18 protein-coding genes are annotated in these 18,494 nt (G+C 69.4%); 10 read left to right on the top strand and 8 right to left on the bottom strand.

All coding sequences use genetic code 11. The annotated features are described in order from the left end of the window. Nucleotides 1-166 precede the first annotated feature (166 nt). The 7 genes from FFI87_RS24615 (at nt 167) to FFI87_RS24585 (ending at nt 5,157) form a co-directional block, all read left to right on the top strand. Nucleotides 167-1,099 (top strand): 4-hydroxyproline epimerase, encoded by a 933-nt coding sequence (locus tag FFI87_RS24615; RefSeq protein ID WP_138850182.1) that lies wholly within the window; start codon nt 167-169, stop codon nt 1,097-1,099. Then, a complete protein-coding gene (locus FFI87_RS24610) occupies nt 1,096-2,223 on the top strand; it encodes an NAD(P)/FAD-dependent oxidoreductase (protein ID WP_138848700.1) in 1,128 nt (375 codons plus the stop codon). Before FFI87_RS24615 ends, FFI87_RS24610 begins: the two co-directional genes overlap by 4 nt. Nucleotides 2,224-2,302: 79 nt before the next feature. Then, entirely contained in the window at nt 2,303-2,536 is a 234-nt protein-coding gene (locus FFI87_RS24605) for a 2Fe-2S iron-sulfur cluster-binding protein (protein ID WP_011658575.1), read from the top strand. Beyond that, nucleotides 2,533-3,825 (top strand): FAD/NAD(P)-binding oxidoreductase, encoded by a 1,293-nt coding sequence (locus tag FFI87_RS24600; protein WP_138848701.1) that lies wholly within the window; start codon nt 2,533-2,535, stop codon nt 3,823-3,825. Before FFI87_RS24605 ends, FFI87_RS24600 begins: the two co-directional genes overlap by 4 nt. A 133-nt stretch (nt 3,826-3,958) precedes the next feature. Further along, nucleotides 3,959-4,309 carry an ArsR/SmtB family transcription factor gene (locus FFI87_RS24595; protein ID WP_138848702.1) on the top strand — a complete coding sequence of 117 codons (351 nt, stop codon included), beginning with the start codon at nt 3,959-3,961 and terminating at the stop codon, nt 4,307-4,309. Next, complete coding sequence (locus tag FFI87_RS24590) at nt 4,299-4,733, top strand: YeeE/YedE family protein (RefSeq protein ID WP_138848703.1); 435 nt, start codon at nt 4,299-4,301, stop codon at nt 4,731-4,733. The genes FFI87_RS24595 and FFI87_RS24590 overlap by 11 nt, the downstream gene beginning before the upstream one ends. A 1-nt stretch (nt 4,734) precedes the next feature. Then, entirely contained in the window at nt 4,735-5,157 is a 423-nt protein-coding gene (locus FFI87_RS24585; protein WP_138848704.1) for a DUF6691 family protein, read from the top strand. A gap of 120 nt (nt 5,158-5,277) precedes the next feature. On the opposite strand, the gene FFI87_RS24580 is transcribed toward FFI87_RS24585, so the two are convergent. Beyond that, nucleotides 5,278-5,628: a hypothetical protein gene (locus FFI87_RS24580; protein ID WP_012365851.1), complete on the bottom strand. Its 351-nt coding sequence runs from the start codon at nt 5,626-5,628 to the stop codon at nt 5,278-5,280. Between the two features lie 194 nt (nt 5,629-5,822). On the opposite strand from FFI87_RS24580, the gene FFI87_RS24575 reads away from it, so the two are divergent. Then, nucleotides 5,823-7,316 (top strand): PLP-dependent aminotransferase family protein, encoded by a 1,494-nt coding sequence (locus FFI87_RS24575; RefSeq protein ID WP_138848705.1) that lies wholly within the window; start codon nt 5,823-5,825, stop codon nt 7,314-7,316. A 144-nt stretch (nt 7,317-7,460) separates the two neighbouring features. On the opposite strand, the gene FFI87_RS24570 is transcribed toward FFI87_RS24575, so the two are convergent. Together FFI87_RS24570 and FFI87_RS24565 are read right to left on the bottom strand one after the other, a co-directional pair. Beyond that, on the bottom strand, nt 7,461-7,736 hold the full coding sequence (locus FFI87_RS24570) for a hypothetical protein (protein ID WP_006761733.1): 276 nt from the start codon (nt 7,734-7,736) through the stop codon (nt 7,461-7,463). Between the two features lie 96 nt (nt 7,737-7,832). Then, nucleotides 7,833-9,179: a cytochrome-c peroxidase gene (locus FFI87_RS24565; RefSeq protein WP_138848706.1), complete on the bottom strand. Its 1,347-nt coding sequence runs from the start codon at nt 9,177-9,179 to the stop codon at nt 7,833-7,835. Here FFI87_RS24565 and FFI87_RS24560 point away from each other — a divergent pair. Beyond that, nucleotides 9,082-9,456 (top strand): hypothetical protein, encoded by a 375-nt coding sequence (locus FFI87_RS24560; protein WP_186381767.1) that lies wholly within the window; start codon nt 9,082-9,084, stop codon nt 9,454-9,456. The genes FFI87_RS24565 and FFI87_RS24560 overlap by 98 nt on opposite strands. Here the strand turns inward: FFI87_RS24560 and FFI87_RS24555 are convergent. Continuing rightward, the gene (locus tag FFI87_RS24555) at nt 9,443-10,906 is read right to left on the bottom strand and encodes a metallophosphoesterase family protein (protein WP_138848708.1); all 1,464 of its coding nucleotides are present in this window, start codon (nt 10,904-10,906) and stop codon (nt 9,443-9,445) included. The genes FFI87_RS24560 and FFI87_RS24555 overlap by 14 nt on opposite strands. Nucleotides 10,907-11,086: 180 nt before the next feature. Between FFI87_RS24555 and FFI87_RS24550 the strand changes: the two genes are divergently transcribed. After that, complete coding sequence (locus FFI87_RS24550; RefSeq protein ID WP_138848709.1) at nt 11,087-11,935, top strand: class I SAM-dependent methyltransferase; 849 nt, start codon at nt 11,087-11,089, stop codon at nt 11,933-11,935. Between the two features lie 97 nt (nt 11,936-12,032). On the opposite strand, the gene FFI87_RS24545 is transcribed toward FFI87_RS24550, so the two are convergent. The 4 genes from FFI87_RS24545 to FFI87_RS24530 form a co-directional block, all read right to left on the bottom strand. Continuing rightward, complete coding sequence (locus tag FFI87_RS24545; RefSeq protein ID WP_012365856.1) at nt 12,033-12,344, bottom strand: hypothetical protein; 312 nt, start codon at nt 12,342-12,344, stop codon at nt 12,033-12,035. 61 nt (nt 12,345-12,405) lie between these two features. After that, nucleotides 12,406-14,427, bottom strand: a complete 2,022-nt coding sequence (locus tag FFI87_RS24540; protein ID WP_138848710.1) for a BCCT family transporter — start codon at nt 14,425-14,427, stop codon at nt 12,406-12,408. A gap of 303 nt (nt 14,428-14,730) precedes the next feature. Beyond that, nucleotides 14,731-15,927: a porin gene (locus FFI87_RS24535; protein WP_138848711.1), complete on the bottom strand. Its 1,197-nt coding sequence runs from the start codon at nt 15,925-15,927 to the stop codon at nt 14,731-14,733. Between the two features lie 119 nt (nt 15,928-16,046). Further along, entirely contained in the window at nt 16,047-18,467 is a 2,421-nt protein-coding gene (locus tag FFI87_RS24530) for a glycoside hydrolase family 31 protein (protein ID WP_138848712.1), read from the bottom strand. Nucleotides 18,468-18,494 lie beyond the last annotated feature (27 nt).

The raw sequence follows: 18,494 nt of genomic DNA, 5'->3' as shown, positions 1-18,494 counted from the left end.
AGTCGTATCGCGGAGCAGAATGACGAAATCGGCACAGAGGCCGGAAGGGCCGCGAAAGGCGTTCCGCACTGTGCCGATTTCGTCGCCGTCCTCATCGAAAAGCCACAAGCGGACGGACGCGCGACGGAGGAAGCTATGCTCCTTTCCCCACTTCGGACGGCTCATGATGAAGCGCATTCAGATCATCGATTCGCACACGGGCGGCGAACCCACGCGGCTCGTCGTGTCCGGCTTCCCCTCGCTCGGCAACGGCACGATGGCCGAGCGCCGCGACGTGCTCGCGCGCGAGCACGATCGCTACCGCACCGCGTGCATTCTCGAGCCGCGCGGCAGCGATGTGATGGTCGGCGCGCTGCTGTGCGAACCCGTGTCGCCGGAGGCTGCGGCCGGCGTGATCTTCTTCAACAACAGCGGCTACCTCGGGATGTGCGGGCACGGCACGATCGGCGTCGTGCGTACGCTGCATCACATGGGCCGCATCGAGCCGGGCGTGCACCGGATCGAAACGCCGGTCGGCACCGTCGAGGCGACGCTGCACGACGACCTGTCGGTCAGCGTGCGCAACGTGCTCGCGTATCGCCATGCGAAGGCCGTCGCCGTCGACGTGCCGGGCTACGGCTCCGTGAAGGGCGACATCGCGTGGGGCGGCAACTGGTTCTTCCTGATCAGCGATCACGGCCAGCGCGTGGCCGGCGACAACGTCGCGGCGCTGACCGCTTATTCGTCCGCCGTGCGCGAAGGGCTCGAGCGCGCGGGCATCACCGGCGCGAACGGCGGCGAGATCGACCATATCGAACTGTTCGCCGACGATCCCGAGCACGACAGCCGCAGCTTCGTGCTGTGTCCGGGCCATGCATACGACCGTTCGCCGTGCGGCACCGGCACGAGCGCGAAGCTCGCCTGCCTCGCGGCCGACGGCAAGCTCGAACCGGGTGTCGTGTGGCGGCAGGCGAGCGTGATCGGCAGCGTGTTCCAGGCGAGCTATGCGCAGGCCGACGGCGGCATCGTGCCGACGATCCGCGGCAGTGCGCATCTCAGCGCGGAAGCGACGCTGCTGATCGAGGAAGACGATCCGTTCGGCTGGGGCATCGTGTCGTGAGCGAGGCCAGGACCGATGTCGTCGTGATCGGCGCCGGCATCGTCGGTGCCGCATGTGCGCACGAACTCGCGCAGCGCGGGCTGCGCGTGCTCGTCGTCGACGACGCGAGCGGTGGCGCGACCGGCGCCGGCATGGGACACCTCGTCGCGATAGACGACAACGCGGCCGAGCTCGCGCTGAGCCATTACTCGATCGAGCTGTGGCGCGCGCTGAGCGGCGACATGCCGGAAGGCTGCGCGTACCGCAACTGCGGCACGCTGTGGCTTGCGGCCGATTCCAACGAGATGGACCTCGCGCGCACCAAGCAGGCGACGCTCGCCGCGCATGGCGTGGCGGGCGAGCTGATCGACGCGGCGACGCTCGCGCGGCTGGAGCCGATGCTGCGCGCCGGGCTCGGCGGCGCGCTGAAGATCCCGGGCGATGCGATTCTCTATGCACCGGTCGCCGCGAGCTGGCTGTTGCAGCGCGCGCCGGGCATCACGTTGCGGCGCGACCGCGCGGTGGCGGTCGACGGCCCGGGCGTCACGCTCGCGAGCGGCGACACGCTGCGCGCGGAACGTGTCGTCGTCGCGAACGGCGTCGCCGCGCGCACGCTGTTGCCCGAATTGCCGCTGCGCCCGAAGAAGGGCCATCTGCTGATCACCGACCGCTACCCGGGCCAGGTGTCGCACCAGCTCGTCGAGCTCGGCTATGCGGCGAGCGCGCACGCGAGCGACGGCACGTCCGTCGCGTTCAACGTGCAACCGCGGCCGACCGGCCAGCTGCTGATCGGCTCGTCGCGCCAGTTCGACACGGAAGATGCGCGCGTCGAGCCGCCGGTGCTCGCGCGCATGCTGCGCCGTGCGGCCGGCTACCTGCCGGATCTGGCCGACCTGAACGGGATTCGCGCATGGACGGGTTTTCGTTCCGCGAGCCCTGACGGCCTGCCGCTGCTCGGCGAACATCCGGCGCGGCCGGGCGTGTGGCTCGCGGTCGGGCACGAAGGGCTCGGCGTGACGACCGCGCCGGGCAGTGCGCGAATCGTCGCCGCGTTGATGACCGGCGAGCGGCCGCCGATCGATATCGAACCGTATTTGCCGGGACGTTTCCTGACGACGTCCCCCGTAGCCGGAGCGCTGACATGAAACGACCCCCACGCTCACTTCGTTCGCGGCCCCCTGCGGGGGCTGTCAGCCCCCTTGGGGCGGCCCGGCGGAGGCTGACATGATCATTCATCTGGACGGCCGCGCGCTGACGGTGGCTGACGGTGCGACCGTCGCGGCTGCCGTCGCGGCCAGCGGCGACGACACGACGCGCGTGTCGTGCACGGGTGCGGCGCGCGCGCCGTTTTGCGGTATGGGCATCTGCCAGGAGTGCAGGATGACGATCGACGGCCGCCGTCGTCTGGCCTGCCAGACGCTGTGCCGCGACGGGATGCGGGTGGAGCGCACGCGATGAAACAGGAACGACTGAGCGTCGACGTCGCGATCGTCGGCGCGGGGCCGGCCGGGTTGTCGGCCGCGCGGGCCGCCGCGCGAAGCGGCGCAACGGTCGCGATCGTCGACGACAACCCGCGCGCGGGCGGACAGATCTGGCGCCAGGCGGCCACCGCGGCGCCGATGGCCGCCGCCGCCGAACGCCTTGCCGCGCTGCGGCAGCCGAACGTCACGCATCTCGCGGCCACGCGCATCGTCGCCGAAACGCAGCCGGGCACGCTGCTGCTCGAGGACGACGAACGCGGCTTTCTGCTCGAATTCCGCACGCTGATCGTGTGCTGCGGCGCGCGTGAGTTGCTGCTGCCGTTCCCGGGCTGGACGCTGCCGGGTGTCACCGGCGCGGGCGGCCTGCAGGCGCTGATCAAGTACGGTCTCGACGTGCGCGGGCAGCGCACGGTGATCGCCGGCAGCGGCCCGCTGCTGCTCGCGAGCGCGGCGACGGCCCGACAGGCAGGCGCGCAGGTGTCGCACGTGCTCGAACAGGCGGCATGGGGCGACGTGGCCGGTTTCGGCGCAGGGCTGTGGCGCTGGCCGTCGAAACTCGCGCAGGCCGCGAAGCTCGTCACGGCCGCCTACCGGCCCAATGCCTACGTCGTCGAAGCGTTCGGCGACAAGCGGCTGGAACGCGTGCGGATCCGGCAGGGCGAGCGCGAGTTCGACGTCGACTGCGATCGGCTCGCGTGCGGCTTCGGCCTCGTGCCGAACACCGTGCTGCCGAGCCATCTCGGTTGCCGGATCGAGAACGGCGCGGTCGTTGTCGACGGGCACCAGCGCACGAGCCGCGACGGGTATTTCGCCGCAGGCGAATGCACGGGTGTCGGCGGCAGCGAACTGGCGATGGTCGAAGGCGAGATCGCGGGCTGCGCGGCCACCGGGCAGGTGGCGCCGCTGGCCGCGCTGGTGGCGCGACGCGCGCACTGGCAGGCGTTCGCGGACGCGGTGCGCGAGCGCTTCGCGATCCGCGAGCCGATCCGCCGGCTCGCGCGGCGCGATACGTTGCTGTGCCGTTGCGAGGACGTGCGCTTCGACGCGGTGGCAGACGCGGTGGCAAACGCGGTCGCGCCGGCGCCGGGCTGGACGGCCGCGAAGCTGCAGACGCGCTGCGGGATGGGCGCATGCCAGGGCCGCGTGTGCGGCGCCGCCGCGCAGGCGCTGTTCGGCTGGACGCCGCCGGTGCCGCGCACGCCGCTCGTGCCCGCACGGGTCGGTACGCTGATGCTGGACGACACGGCGTCCTGCGACGGTGCCTGACGCGCGTTGGCGGGGCGGCCCGGTTCGAGTCGGGCCGTCGGCGCCTTCCGAGGGAAGGTGCCGGGCGACGGTACGAACCAACAATATATAAATTGATATAATATTGATTCATTAATCGTGTGCCACCGCTCCCATGAACACCGATCCTTCCGGCGGGCTGCCCGAGCCCGACCAGATGCGCGCGGCCGCCGAATCGGCGTGCGCGCTGCTCAAGGTGCTGTCCAATCCAGACCGGCTGATGCTGCTGTGCGAACTGTCGCAGGGCGAACGCTGCGTGAGCGATCTCGAGGCGCGGCTGGATATTCGCCAGCCGACGCTGTCGCAGCAGCTCGGCGTGTTGCGGGACAACGCGCTCGTCCGCACCCGCCGCGAAGGCAAGAACATTCACTATTCGCTCGACAGCCCGGCCGCGATCGCGGTGATGGGCGTGTTGTACGAACAGTTCTGCGGCCCGGCCGCGAAAGGGAAGCGCCATGCAGCTTGATGCGCTTCATTTCACGCCTTGGCTGTCGCTTGCCGGCGGCGTGCTGATCGGGCTGGCGGCCGCGTGGCTCGTCGCGTTCAACGGGCGGATCGCCGGGATCAGCGGTATCGTCGGCGGCCTGTTCACCGCAAGCGCCGCGGAGCGCGACTGGCGCGCCGCATTCGTCGCCGGGCTGATCGCCGCGCCGCTGATAATGCGCATCGCCGGTGCCGCCGTGACGCCGCAGGTCGATGCAGGCTGGGGCGAGTTGCTGGCGGCCGGCCTGCTGGTCGGGATCGGCACGCGCTATGCGGGCGGATGCACGAGCGGTCACGGGGTCTGCGGGCTGTCGCGCGGGGCGACGCGGTCGATCGTCGCGACGGCGGTGTTCATGGTCGCCGGCTTTGCGACCGTATTCGTGCGGCGGCACGTGCTCGGAGGCTGACATGCAGGCAGGATTCGCGTTTCTGGCGGGGCTGTTGTTCAGCGTCGGCCTCATCGTGTCGGGGATGGCCAATCCTCGGAAGGTGCTCGGTTTTCTCGACTTGGCCGGACGTTGGGATCCGTCGCTCGCGTTCGTCATGGCCGGCGCGATCGGCGTCGCCGTGGTCGCGTTCGCGTGGGCGAAGCGCCGCACGCGGTCGTGGCTAGGGCTGCCGATCCAGTGGCCGGCCGCCCGGACGATCACCGTGCGGCTCGTCGCCGGGAGTGCCGTGTTCGGCATCGGCTGGGGGCTTGCCGGGTTCTGTCCGGGGCCGGCCCTCGTGTCGATCGGTCTGGGCTCGGTCAAGGGCATCGCGTTCGTCGTCGCGATGCTGGTCGGGATGGCATTGTTCGAATGGATCGAGCGTGCACGGAAGGCGCGGTAGCCGGAGATCTCGGCCCAGTTGAATCGGCGCGGCGACGGCGCCGGACGCGATCACGCGCGCCGCTGGGCGAGGCGATACGGTGGTCGCATGACGATACCGGCGACAGCGCGAGCCACCGTGTCAGGGTTGTTCGCGCGCACGCCGCTCGCCGAATGGCCAGGAGGCCACCCGCTGCAGCCACGCGCGCCACGCGGCGAGCACCCCGGCCCGGGCCGCGGGTTCCGCAACGGTCGCGTCGACCGGCTTTGCGCCGCTGGCCGTCAACGTCGCGTGACCGGCCGCTTCGAGCGTCAGGCATTCGCCTTCGTCGAGCACGCGACGGACGTAGTGCGGCGCATCAGGCAGCCAGTCGAGCCCGCGGTGGCGCAACGTGACCGCGAGCGCGCCGTCGAGCACGATGACCTGGCTGCCCTTGTCGAACCACGCAAAGTGGCTTTGCCCGGCGTTGAGCCGGATGTCTTGTGTTCGCATGGCGAGTCCCTTTCCCGGTTGCGCAGCCCCGCGACGGCGGGGCGACAGTGTGCAATCAGGTTAGGGAAACGCGCGCGGGCCGGACAGATTCAGGGGACGGGAATCTGTTACGGTGCAGGCGGCGATTTTGGCCCGCTGTATCGGTGGGTTTTCCCCGAATCTGTATCTGGCGTGCGCCACGGTGCGCGGACACGATGACCCGAATGACATCCCTCACCGACGCGCCCCGCACACCTTTGCCGATGACCGGCGAGCCACTGTACGAACGACTCGCCGAACATTACCGCCGCATCATCGCGGCCGGCACGCTGTCGCCCGGCGACCGAATGCCGTCGGTGCGCGGATTCATGGCGCAGCACGGCGTGAGCCTGTCGACCGCGATCCAGGCGTTCCGGCGGCTGGAAGATACGGGCTGGTGCGAAGCAAGGCCGCGCTCGGGCTACTTCGTGCGGCGGCGCGCGGCGGCCGCGCTCGATACGCTGCCGGAATGCGATGGGCCGCCGCTGAGCGTCGAGCCGCCATTCGCGGGGCTGCACGAACGCGTGTCGCGCGTGATCGATCGAGCGAACGCATCTCCCGATGCGTTGAATCTTGGCGGCGCGTCCGCGCTGGCGACGCTGTATCCGGCCGACCGCCTGCAGGCACTGGCGATCCGGCTGCTGCGGCGCAAGCCGACGCTGTTGACCGACGCGGGGCCGGTTGGCGGTTCGCCCGAATTCCGCCAGACGATGGCCAAGCGTGCGCTGTCGTACGGCGTGACCGTGTCGCCGGACGACGTGATGTCGACGAGCGGTGGCGTCGATGCGGTGAATCTCGCACTGCGCGCGGTGGCGCGACCCGGCGACACGATCGCGATCGAATCGCCGGCCTTTTTCGGCTTGATCCAGCTGCTCGAAAGCCTCGGCCTGCGTGCGCTCGAGATTCCGGCCAGCCCGACGACCGGGCTGTCGATCGAAGCGCTCGACGTGGCGCTGACCGCGTACCCGGACATTCGGGCCGTGGTCGTCGTGCCGAACCTGCAGAACCCGCTCGGCAGCGTGATGCCCGACGAGCGCAAGGCCGCGCTGGTCGCGCTGTGCTCGCGCCGCGGCGTCGCAGTGATCGAGGACGAGCCGTATCGCGAACTCGTCGAAGCGCCGCACACGGTGAAGCCCGTGAAGGCATGGGACCGCGACGGCACGGTAATCTACTGCCCGTCGTTCAACAAGGTGCTGGCGCCGGGGATGCGGCTCGGCTGGATGAGTGCGGGCCGCTGGCACGCGCGCGTGAAGATGCTCAAGTTCGCGCACAGCCGCCACAACGCCGCGTTACTGCAGGCCGTCGCGGCCGAATTCGTCGGCTCGGGCGCGTTCGATCGCCACCTGCACCGGTTTCGCGAACAGCTTCGCGCGCAGCGCGACGTGACGATCGATGCGATCGCGCGTCATTTTCCGGCCGGCACGCGGATGAACCGGCCGCCGGGCGGCATGCTGCTGTGGATCGCGCTGCCGGACGGCGTGCGTTCCGAAGCATTGTTCGATGCGGCGCTGGCACGTGGGGTAAGGATCGCGCCCGGCTCGATCTTCTCGAATTCCGACCGCTTCGATGCGTATATCCGGCTTGCCTGCACGCGGGTGTTCGACTCGGCTCACGAAGCGGCCATCGAAACGCTCGGCCAACTGATACGCGACGCGGCGGCCGCTGCGTAAGCGGGCCGGCTTTCGGCCGAGCCGGGATGCCGGCTACCGGGCTCGGCTGGCGTGACGGTGGCACGGGACGCCCGATCGGGCACGTCGTGCTCACCGCGGCCGGCCGCCGCGCCATCACGCGCCGACGATACGATTTCGGCGATTTCATCGGCCGACCGTATGCGCGGCGAGGTGCTGACGGATCAGCGACAGGTAGCGATCGCCGACCGAGAAGTCGCGCGCGGCGCGCGGCCGCTCCGCCTGGCGCAGCGTGGCCGGCGCGCTCATGCCGAGGTATCGGCATAACGCGGACGGAAACGGCTTGCGCGTCGCCCCAAGCTGGCGCGCCGCGCGCTCCACACGGGCGTCACCCACCTGCGCACGCAGCCATGCCAGCACTTGGCGATCGGTGTCATTGACGATACGGACCAGATGTTCCATCGCGCACCTCACTGTTCATAAATACAGTACTGTAAATATAACCAGTATATGAGGCGGCCGCAAGCGGCACGCATGCGCCTGGCCGTTCGGCCAGGGTCAGCGCGCCGGCACGGCGAGGCGGGCGGCCGGGGATCCGGTGGTCCGGGCAGCAGGCGCCGCGGGTGAGGCGGCTGGGGCGGGCGGAACGAGATTCGCGTAGCGCGCGTCGGTCAGCGTGCCGAGGAACGCGACGATGTCGTCGATTTCCGCGTCGGTCAACGCGGGCGGCGTGCCCGGACGGCGGTTCATCGGCGTCGAATTGACGTTGATGTTGCCGCGATAGGCGACCGGCACGTCGTCGAACGTTCGGGCGCCGTGATACCAGTGGCGCGGATCGGTCGAGCGCGTGTTGTAGAAAGCGACCGCATCGCGCAGCGTCGTGAACACGCCGTTGTGCATGAACGTCTGCTTGATCGCGACGTTGCGCAGCCCCGGCGTGCGCAGGTAGCCGCACCATTGCGTCGGTTCGGGCCAGCGTAGCCGCGTGGCCGTGTCGCACAGGCCGTTGTCGAAATGGCGCGGATCGCGGTTCGCGGGCAGCGCACGATTGCGCGGCACGGCGATCGCGTCGTAGCCGAAATCGGTGAAGAGCGAGCGCTCCGGCCGGGTCGAGGTCTCCGACAGCGTGTGGCAGCTCATGCAGTTGCCCTTGTCGGGATTGCGGAACAGCGCCAGACCGCGCATCTCGGCCGGCGCGAGCGGCTTGCGGGTGCGCAGGAATGCGTCGAAGCGCGACGTGAACGGCGCCATGTCATCGCTCTGCAGATAGGCCTCGATGGCCGACCCGAGCGCACGCACCAGTTGCTCGGGATCGCGCCGCACCGACGCGCCGAAGCGCGCGGCCAGATCGCCCGCGAGTTCGGTGCCGTCGACCTTGCGCAGCAGCGCGGCCGGCGACCGGTTGTTCATCTCGTTCGGATCGAACAGCGGCCCGCGGATCTGTTCGGCGAGCGTGTCGGCGCGGCCGTCGCTGAAGAGGCCTCCGAACGGCGACGGCGCGGGCGCATCGTCGTCCTGGTAGAAGTGTCGGCGCGGCACGTAGCGCACGTAGAGCAGCGACGGCGCATTGCGCTGGCTGAAACGTCCGTGGCGGCTGCCTTCCGGCACGCCGGGCCCCGCGAGCGAAGCGGCCGACAGCGTCGGCGCGAATGCACGCCCCGGATCGTGGCAGCCCGCGCACGACATGCCGCGCGGCTCGGACAGCCGCGGATCGAAGAAGATCCGGCGGCCGAGCGCGACGAGCGTCGGATCGGGCGCGAAGCGGGCGGTCGCCGCGTCGATCTTGCCGGTCACCTGCGGCGTGCCGTTGCCGATCGTGTCGACCACGCGCGACGGCGGGGCGCCGGGGAGCAGGACCGTTTCGGGCGGCGCGGCGTGGGCCGCGAGCGCCGCGCCGGCGAGCACGGCGGCGGCAAGTAGGCGTACCGTGCGGGCGGTGCCGGCAACCGACGCCGAAGCGGAAGCCGCCCGCCCGGGGCAGGTGGCCGACAACACCAAAGCGAAAGCCGAGCGCTCGGCGCGGGCGTCCGACGAAACCGAAGGACAAACCGAACGCACGGCGCCGACGGCGGACAAAACCCGCCGCTTCCCCGATCCGCCCATCCGTCGCCGGCGGCCGCCCGAATCCGTCGACCCCGTCAAACCATCCTGCAATCGAACTTCGTCGGTCACGGCGCGATGAACCCCGTCTTGTCGCAGGCGAGCGTCGTGCCCGACTGGTCGCACGACGCGAGCAGCTTGCCCGCCGCCGAATACGCACGGAACACCCAGCCCGTCGCCGGCGCCGCACGCCGCTCCATGATCAGGAAACCGAAGCTGTTGTTGTGCGACAGCCGCTCGATCACGGCGCCCGGCGCGGGCGTCAGGCCGGCCGGGAACGGATCGGGCAGCGCGACGTCGAGGTTGTCGCCGCCGTTGCCGGACACGATCGTCGCCGGATGTCCGGACGAGAAGTTGATCGCCTGGAAGTCGTGCACGTGCCCGTGCAGCGCGACGTGGACGCCGGGCGGGTAGTACGCCTGCGCGTTCAGGCTCGACATCACCGACTGCAGCGCGAGGTTGCCCGGCGCGGGCGTGCTGCTTGCGATCGGCGCGAACGCGAGGATCGGATGGTGGTTCGTGAAGATCGTCGTCGTGATGCCGGCCTTCGACGCGAGCGCCGCGACCGTCTGGAACTGCTTCTGGTAGATCCGGAACTGCGCGTCGGTCGTCTTCAGCGGATTGCGGCCGACCTTCGCGGTGTCGAACACGATCACCTGCGAGCCGCCGCCGAGCGACACCGCATAGGGATCCGAGTAGTTCGCGTCGTTGTCGTTGGCCGGATCGTCGCACGAACGGCCCGCCGAATACGGGCGCGGATCGAGGAAGCGGTACCAACCCTGGCCGGCCCGCGCGCATTCCTCGTGGTTGCCGCGCACGACCACCCACGGCGCCTTCGCGAACAGCGGCGCGGCCGGGCGGAACAGGTCGGCCTGCCACGTATCCCAGCCATAGCCCCATGGGCTGTCCTTGCAGCCGGCGATGTCGGGCGGGCACGCGTTCTCGCGATAGTGATAGTCGCCAACATGCAGCACGAGATCCGGCGACAGCTTCGCGACGCTCGCCGCGATCGTGTCGAACGGCCACACAGTCGCGTCGTTGCACGCCTGCCATGCGTTGTCGGCCTTCTTCATCCGGCAGCCGGTGTCGGCGATGATCGCGATGCGCTGCGGCTGCGCTTTCGGCAGCGGCAGCGCGCGGCCCGCGACGCTCGCCGTCTGCGCATCGGCCGGCAGCGTCGTTTCGCAGACCGACACCGGGAAGTTCGACGGTTTCGAGTCGGCCGGGTCGCTGGCCGTCGGCCGCTGCGCGACGGTGGCCGCGCCGGCGCGCAGCGTCATGCGCGACAGCTTGCCGTCGACGGACAATTGCGGACACAGCGGATCGCTCGCGGAAGCCGGGCTGTAGTTCGTGATCACGCGCGCGATCGCCTGGTTCGCATCGCCGATCTCGACCCACGCGGCCTGGACGTTGATCGCGGCGCTGGCCGGGTCGGCGGGCGTATCGATGTGATTCGAGCACGCGGACAGCGCCGCGAGGGCAACAAGCGGAGCGCAACGCACGAACAGTGCGCGAGAGAGGAGTCGTCGCATGGGAGGCACCGTAGGAAAGCCGTCAACGATACGCAGCGTGAATGTAAGAAATGTGAAACGCGCGGTGCGGCAAGCGGCCGGCGCGCGAGCTGGGCCGCGGTCGCGGGCTTGACCTCAAGCCGGCTTGAAGCAGCATAGTGTGCATCACGGTCAACGACGCAGGAAAAAGGAGAATCGACGATGGGAGACAACCGGGCAAACGAAGCGCAGTCTGCACTGTGGAACGGCCCGTCGGGGCTTGCGTGGGTCGACGCGCAGCGCTCGCTCGACCGGATGTTCGAGCCGTTCGAGACACTGCTCGCGGATGCGGCGGTGGCGGCGTCCGCACGTCGCGTGCTCGACGTCGGCTGCGGCACCGGCGCGGTGACGCTCGCGATCGCACGGCGGCTGGGCGCGCATGCGCACTGTACGGGCGTCGACATCTCGGCGCGGATGATCGCCGCCGCACAGGCACGCGCCGAACGCGAGGGCCTCGCCGCCAGCTTCGTGCCTGCGGATGCTCAGACGCATGCGTTCGCGCCGGATCAGTTCGACCTGATCGTGTCGCGCTTCGGCGTGATGTTCTTCGACGATCCGGTGCGCGCGTTCGCGAACCTGCGGCATGCGGCGCGCGCGAATGCGCAACTGCGATTCGTCGCATGGCGCAGCGCCGCCGACAATCCCTTCATGACGACGGCCGAGCGTGTCGCGGCGCCATTGCTGCCGCACCTGCCGGCGCGGCAGCCGGGCGCACCGGGACAATTCGCGTTCGGCGACCGGCAGCGGATCGCGTCGGTGTTGTCGGACAGCGGCTGGGCCGATATCGCGATCGAGCCGATCGACGTCGCGTGCGCGTTGCCGGTGCCCGCGCTGGACGACTACGTCGCGCGACTGGGGCCGGTCGGGCTCGCGCTCCGGCAGGTGGATGACGCGACGCGTCGACGGGTGATCGAGACGGTTCGCGCCGCGTTCGAGCGCTACGTGCACGGCGCGGAGGTGCGCTTCGACGCAGCATGCTGGCTCGTGACGGCGCGCGCGCCGTCCGCGTAACGCGTCGCGATAAAAAGCGGATCAGGAAAGGACCGCCTGCCGGCGCTGAGCATTGCCGTTCACGCACGACGCCACCGGGCCGCGCGACGTGCGCGTGTCAGCGTTTGCGCGCGCGCAGCATCAGCCACGCGCAACCTCCGGCAACCAGTGCGAGGCCGAGCAGGGCGGCCTCGACGCCGAGCGCGAAACCGGGCGGCATTTCGCCGCTGTTCGGCGCGGGCGACAGGTTGCCGCCCATTGCGATGGCGCCGCCGGCCAGCAGCGCCATGCAGACGATCCAGTAGACCTTGCCGCGCGGCGCCGCGGCCCGGATCCGCCACAGCGCGATGCCGGCTCCCCCGAGATAAAGCACGGCGAGCGTGCCGAGCGCGACGATGTCGGCGGAGCGGCTTTGCAGGAACCCGTTCATCGCGTGGCTCCGCCGAACGTGCCGGACCGGCGCGGCGCAGCAAAGGCCGCGGCGTACGCGTTCATTCGGCCTCCGTCGCGTGCCCCGGCGCGCGGCTCAGCAGATGCGTGCGCTTGTCGGCCGCGAGCGACACATAGCGTTCGTACTGGCGCAGCACGTCGGCGATCACTTCGTCGCCGCGCAGGTATTCGACGTCGTAGCCGAGCCGCCCGTCCTCGAAGAACGTGACGATCCCGTACACGTGCGCACGCGCCGCTTCCGGCTCGGCCGCTTCGCGCACCAGGAACGCGGCCGCGGATTTCGCCGTCACGCGCACGCCGTACACGAAATCGCGGTGTTCGGCGGTCGGCACGGTGAGCCGCACGGCGTCGTCGCTGTCGTGCTGCACGTGCGCATCGACGCCGCCCGCACGCAGTTCGTCGGCTACCTTGCGCAACGCGGGCTCGACCGTCTCGGCGACGAACTGGCGCGCCTCGGCCTCGGTCGTCTGCCGCAGGATGTGCGTCAGGCGGTGGCGCCAGTGCTGGCCGGTCCAGAAGCTCGTCGCGGGCGCGACGTCCTGCGAATAGTGCGCGCGGTCGGCCGCGAGCCCGCGCCACAGCCCGTAGCAGAGCGCGAGCATGATGATGGCGACCGGCAGTGCGGCGATCAACGTCATCGCCTGCAGTGCGCCGAGCCCGCCCGCGACGAGCAGCACCGCGGCCGTCACGCCGAGCAGCGCGGCCCAGAACAGCCGTTGCCAGACGGGCGAGTGCGCGTTGCCGCGCGTCGCGATCTGGTCGATCACGAACGCGCCGGAATCGGCGGACGTGACGAAGAACACCGCGATCAGCACGATCGCGGCGATCGACAGCCATTGCGACAACGGCAGGAAATCGAAGAAGCGGAACAGCAGCGCATCGACGTTGGTGGCCGTCTGCGCGAGCGCGCCGGCCGCGCCGTGCGTATCGAGCCAGATCGCGCTGTTGCCGAACACGGTCATCCATACGAGGTTGAACGCGGTCGGCACGAGCAGCACGCCGATCACGAACTGACGGATCGTGCGGCCGCGCGAGATGCGCGCGATGAACATGCCGACGAACGGCGACCACGATACCCACCAGGCCCAGTAGAGAATCGTCCAGCCGCCGAACCAGCCTTCCTCGCGCGGCGACGCATACGCATAGGTGCGAAACGACAGGTCGACGAGATTCGACAGGTACTGGCCGATGTTGTCGCCTAGCGCGCGGAACAGGAATGCCGTCGGGCCCGCGACGACCACGAACGCGAGCAGCAGGAACGCGAGCAGCAGGTTCAGCTCGGACAGCCGGCGCACGCCCTTGTCGAGGCCGCTCGCGGCCGACAGGCCCGCGAGCATCACCACGATCGCGACGAGCCCGATGCGAAATAGATTGCTGCCGGTGTCCCAGCCGACGACCGTATGCAGGCCCGCGCTCATCTGCATCACGCCATAGCCGAGCGTGGTCGCGATGCCGGCGACCGTGCCGACCAGCGCGAACGCGTCGACCGTATGGCCGATCCAGCCGTTGATGCGCTCGCGCAGCACCGGATACAGCCCCGAGCGCAGCGTCAGCGGCAGGTTGTAGCGAAAGCCGAAGTACGCGAGCACGAGCCCCATCAGCCCGTAGATCGCCCACGCATGAAAGCCCCAGTGGAAGAAGGTCATCAGCATCGCCTCGCGCGCGGCGGCGGGCGTGCCGGGGTCGACGGTCGGCGGCTTCAGGAAGTGCTGCATCGGCTCGCCGACGCCGAAATACATGAGGCCGATGCCCATGCCGGCCGCGAACAGCATGGCTGTCCACGATACGAAGGTGAATTCGGGTTTGGCGTCGTCTGGGCCGAGCCGGATGTTGCCGAAATCGCTTGCGGCGATCAGCACGAGAAACACGAGGAACGTGGTGACGGCCAGGACGTAGAACCAGTCGAAGCGCATGACGACCCATTGCTGGCCGGCGGAGAACAGCGCGCCGGCTTCGCTCGGGAGCAGCGCGCATACAACGAGCAGCGCGCCGATGACCGCGAGCGCGGGCAGGACGACCTGTGGCTTGAATGTCGTGCGGGGCGAGGGGCGGGAATCTGGCATGTCGGGCATCCAGTTGTGGGCGCAACGAGGCGCGACGCCGCCCGGCGCGCAGGTTGCGCGTCGGACCCTGATACGGCGTGCGTCGAGTGTACCGCGGTGTCAGGACTGCAAGAAGGGGCATGCAGAAGGGATTAACCTGACGAATTGTAAGGTATCGGGGCGATCGGGAAAACCTGCGCGGTTGGCGCGGCGTGCGGACGGGACGTGCAAAGCGCTGTGGACGCCGGGCGTCCGGCGCCCGGACGAGCGCGTGGCAATGCGCATCGTCCGGGGCGCGGGCAGCGCGCTGAAGGCGCTGCGGGTTCAGAACGTGACGGCGATCCCGGCCATGCCCACGAACTGGCCGTGCGTCGTCGACGGCGTGAGCTGTTGCGAATCGCCGACGATCGGCGCCGCGTCGACGATATGGCCGGCGCCTTGCGCGCCGAGCGTCTGTCCGCTCGAATGCGTATACGCCTGCAGCGCATAGAGCGTCGTGCGTTTCGACAGGCTGTACGACTCCTTCAGCGAATACTGCTGGTAGCGGGCTGCGCCGGATACGCTGTTCGCCTTCGACGCGAGCGTGTACGCGAACGCGCCGGCCACCGAGAAGGTCGGCGTGAAGCGGTACGCGGCGAGCGCGCCATAGGTATTGAACACGGCCGTATCGGTGAACGCGGAGCCGTTGCCCGGCAGGTACTTCACGTTCGAGTAGTTCAGGCCCATCGTCAGGTTGCCGAGCGTGTAGTTGCCGGCCGCCGCGACCTGCTCGACGGCCTTCGCGCTCAGGTAGCCCTGGTTCAGCACGGACACCGCGAAGCTGCCCGATGCCGCGGTCGCCGGATTCAGAAAGCCGGCCGACGAACCCGAGCTGTTGATGCGCAGGTAGCCGGCCGCGATCCCGACCGGCCCGTTCGCATAGCGCAGCGCCGCGCTGAACGTGTTGCCCTTGCCGGTCGCGCCGGCGATGCCGCCAAACGCATACATCGCGCTCGCGGTCAGCCCCGAGAGGGTCGGCGACGTATAGGTAACCGAGTTATTCACGCGGATCGTCGTGTCGAGGCCGTCGATATCGCCCGGATGCGCGCCGGTTGCGCCAGTCAGCCAGCTGCTCGACGCGTACGGTCCGACCAGCAGGAAGTACGGCGTGTACTGGCGGCCGGCCGTCACCGTGCCGTAATGGTCGTTGCGCAGCCCGACGTAGGCCTGGCGGTTGAAGATCGTGCCGGCGGCCGCTTGCGCGCCGGTGTTCAGGTTGAAGCCGGATTGCAGATCGAAGATCGCGTGCGTGCCGCCGCCGAGATCCTCGTCGCCGCGCAGCCCGAACTTCGACGCATACAGGTTGCCGTCGCGCATGTACACGTTCGAGTGGCCTTGCTGGTTGTTCACGTACGCGATCGAATCGTCGACCACACCGTACAGCGTCACGCTGCTCTGCGCATGCGCTGCGCCGGCGCCGAACGCGGCGGCCGATAAAATCAGGATTGCAAAACGACAGTGCGGGTAGTGCGGTGCATTCATCGTCGATCTCCATGTCTCTTCAACGGGGCGGGAGGCTGAGTGGCCTCCTCTTTGGTGGGTGGCGGGCCGCGGGTACGGCCCGTGCGATCAGGGTTTCAAGTTCGAGCAGCCTTGCGCGATCAGTCGACGAGCGCCACGACGATGCGACGCCACGCGCCGTCGCGCGCATCGTGCTCGACGCGCGCCCCGCGCACCGCAAGCGCGCCTTGAAGTGACGCCGGCAGCAGGATCTCGACGCGCTCGGCGGGGCGGCGCATGCGGCCGTCCCAGCGGACCGACACGCCGAGTTCGCCCGATGCCTCGCGTCCGGTATCGATGCGCCACAGCCCGTATTCGCCGTCGCGCCATGCTTCCGTTTCGCCGTCGTCCTCGACGCACTCGCCGTACGCAACACCGTCCTCGATGCGCGGCGCGACGATGAAGCCGCGCGTGTCGGCGCGTGCGCCGAATCGCTGCGCGGCGACGTTCAGCGGCAGCACGCGGCCTTCGCGCAACAGCATCACCGGCATGTCGAGCGGCGCGGGCAGCGTCACGCTCGCGCCGCCGTCGAACGGCTGCGCGCTCGCGCAGCACATCCAGCGCGCACCGGACGGCAGGTAGACCGTGCGCTCCGTGCGGCCCGGGTCGACGACGGGCGCCACCAGCAGCGCGTCGCCGAGCATCATGTCGTCGCATTCGTCGTAGCAGCGCGGGTCACCGGGGAAATCGCCGAAGGTCGGCCGCAGCACGGGCTCGTAGCGCGTGGTCGACAGCCACAGCAGGTGATAGAGATAGGGCAGCAGCCGGTAGCGCTGCTTGATCAGCGACGCGATCTGCGCGGTGATCTCGGGATACATCCACGGTTCGTTGACGGTGCCGTCGTCATTCCACGAATGGATGCTGAAGCGCGGCATGAAGATGCCGAACTGCACCCAGCGCAACAGCAGCTCGGGCGACGGCGCGGGACCGGAGAAGCCGCCGATGTCGTGACCGATGTTCGACACGCCGGACAACGCGAGCCCAAGGCCCATCTTCAGGTTGTAGCGCAGCGTTTCCCACGACGTGTAGTTGTCGCCGGACCAGGTCTGCACATAGCGCTGCATGCCTGCGCCGCCCGAGCGCGACACGAGGAACGGCCGCTGCGCCGGCGCATGCGCGCGCTGCGCGTCGCGCGACGCACGCATCATCAGCATCGTCTGCAGCACCTTTGCCTCGCGCGCGGGAAACGGCTGGCCGAAGCCGTGCGCGATCGCGTCGGGCGACCAGATCTCGTATTCGTTGTTGTCGTTCCACGTCGACTCGATCCCGTAGTCGAGCAGCGCCGACGTGACCTGCTCGCGCCACCAGCGGTAGGCGTCCGGCTGCGTGAAGTCGATATACGCACCGACTTCGTCCCAGAACTGCACCCACGCCGGCTCGCCGGACGCCGAGCGGATCAGCAGCCCGCGCCGCGCGGCGTCGTCGAATGCGGGGTGGTCGCGCAGCAGGCACGGCTTGATGTTCGCGCACAGCCGGATGCCGTGGTCGCGGTAGTGCTTCACGAAACCCTTCGCGTCGGGAAACTTCTCGCGGTTCCAGTTGAACACGTAGCGCTTCGCGCCGATCGACGTATAGCCCGACGACAGGTGGAACGAGTCGCACAGGATGTCGTGCGCGTCGCATTGCTCGACGAACCGGCTCATCTGCCGCTGCGCGTCCGGCGCATCGGTGTAGCTCATCGTCGAGCCCGAATAGCCGAGCCCCCATTTCGGCGTGCGCGCGGGGCGCCCGGTGAGCCACGTGAAGCGCCGCGCGGCCGTGAGCGGCGTGTCGGGCGACGCGATGAAGTAGTAGTCGAGATCGCCGTGCTCGGCTACGAAGTAGCGGTACAGCCCGTGGTAATTGTCGAGCTCGCGGCCCATGTCGAACGTGCAATCCGACAGCGTGTCGTAGAACAGCCCGAAGCCCTGGCATGCGGCGGGCGACCACGTGACGTAGAACGGGATGTGCTTGTACAGCGGATCCGTGTGCTTCGCGCTGTAGCCCATCGCGTCGATGTTGCGCATCTCGAAGCGTGCACCGGTGCGATCGAGCTCGCCCGCGCGTTCGCCGAGACCGAACACTTTGTCGCCGCGCTCGCGTGCGACGTAGTGGTAGGCGCGATCGTCCCACCAGCCGAAGTTGTACGCCTGCGTCGCGCGGTCGGCGAGCACGACGCGCCACGCGCCGTCGGCGCCGCGCATCGACCACGTGCAATGGCCGCCTTGCCGGCGCACGGCGAGACGGACCTGCGCGGTCTCGATGCGCACGTCGAGGTTATCTTCAGCGAACTCGTAGGCCGGCAGCGCGAAGCCGCTCAGGTCGAGACGGTCGCGCCCGTCGAGCGGCACGTCGTCGAGGCCCGGCGCGATCGTCCACGTGCGCGGGTTGCGCGCCGTCGCGTCGGGCAGCACGCGCACGCGCACGATGTCGTCCTCGAGCACGAAGATCTCGAGGGTCGCGCCCGCGTCGGACGCGAGCAGCACGCGGTTTGCCTGCCGGTCGGCGACGCGGAACACGGGCGGATGAAGAAGCGAAGTCATGAAGGCGATTCCTGGTGAGAACGGATG

Origin of the sequence: Burkholderia sp. KBS0801, from assembly GCF_005937855.2 — a bacterium.
Lineage (GTDB): Bacteria > Pseudomonadota > Gammaproteobacteria > Burkholderiales > Burkholderiaceae > Burkholderia > Burkholderia ambifaria.
Note: the sequence above shows the minus strand (reverse complement) of the source record. Positions and strands in the feature narration are given on the sequence as shown.

Excerpts from the sequence above, each read along its gene's own strand:
- FFI87_RS24615 (WP_138850182.1), top strand. The coding sequence starts at position 167 with ATGAAGCGCATTCAGATCATCGATTCGCACACGGGCGGCGAACCCACG.
- FFI87_RS24605 (WP_011658575.1), top strand. The coding sequence starts at position 2,303 with ATGATCATTCATCTGGACGGCCGCGCGCTGACGGTGGCTGACGGTGCG.
- FFI87_RS24600 (WP_138848701.1), top strand. The coding sequence starts at position 2,533 with ATGAAACAGGAACGACTGAGCGTCGACGTCGCGATCGTCGGCGCGGGG.
- FFI87_RS24595 (WP_138848702.1), top strand. The coding sequence starts at position 3,959 with ATGAACACCGATCCTTCCGGCGGGCTGCCCGAGCCCGACCAGATGCGC.
- FFI87_RS24590 (WP_138848703.1), top strand. The coding sequence starts at position 4,299 with ATGCAGCTTGATGCGCTTCATTTCACGCCTTGGCTGTCGCTTGCCGGC.
- FFI87_RS24585 (WP_138848704.1), top strand. The coding sequence starts at position 4,735 with ATGCAGGCAGGATTCGCGTTTCTGGCGGGGCTGTTGTTCAGCGTCGGC.
- FFI87_RS24580 (WP_012365851.1), bottom strand. The coding sequence starts at position 5,628 with ATGCGAACACAAGACATCCGGCTCAACGCCGGGCAAAGCCACTTTGCG.
- FFI87_RS24575 (WP_138848705.1), top strand. The coding sequence starts at position 5,823 with ATGACCCGAATGACATCCCTCACCGACGCGCCCCGCACACCTTTGCCG.
- FFI87_RS24570 (WP_006761733.1), bottom strand. The coding sequence starts at position 7,736 with ATGGAACATCTGGTCCGTATCGTCAATGACACCGATCGCCAAGTGCTG.
- FFI87_RS24555 (WP_138848708.1), bottom strand. The coding sequence starts at position 10,906 with ATGCGACGACTCCTCTCTCGCGCACTGTTCGTGCGTTGCGCTCCGCTT.
- FFI87_RS24550 (WP_138848709.1), top strand. The coding sequence starts at position 11,087 with ATGGGAGACAACCGGGCAAACGAAGCGCAGTCTGCACTGTGGAACGGC.
- FFI87_RS24545 (WP_012365856.1), bottom strand. The coding sequence starts at position 12,344 with ATGAACGGGTTCCTGCAAAGCCGCTCCGCCGACATCGTCGCGCTCGGC.
- FFI87_RS24540 (WP_138848710.1), bottom strand. The coding sequence starts at position 14,427 with ATGCCAGATTCCCGCCCCTCGCCCCGCACGACATTCAAGCCACAGGTC.
- FFI87_RS24535 (WP_138848711.1), bottom strand. The coding sequence starts at position 15,927 with ATGAATGCACCGCACTACCCGCACTGTCGTTTTGCAATCCTGATTTTA.
- FFI87_RS24530 (WP_138848712.1), bottom strand. The coding sequence starts at position 18,467 with ATGACTTCGCTTCTTCATCCGCCCGTGTTCCGCGTCGCCGACCGGCAG.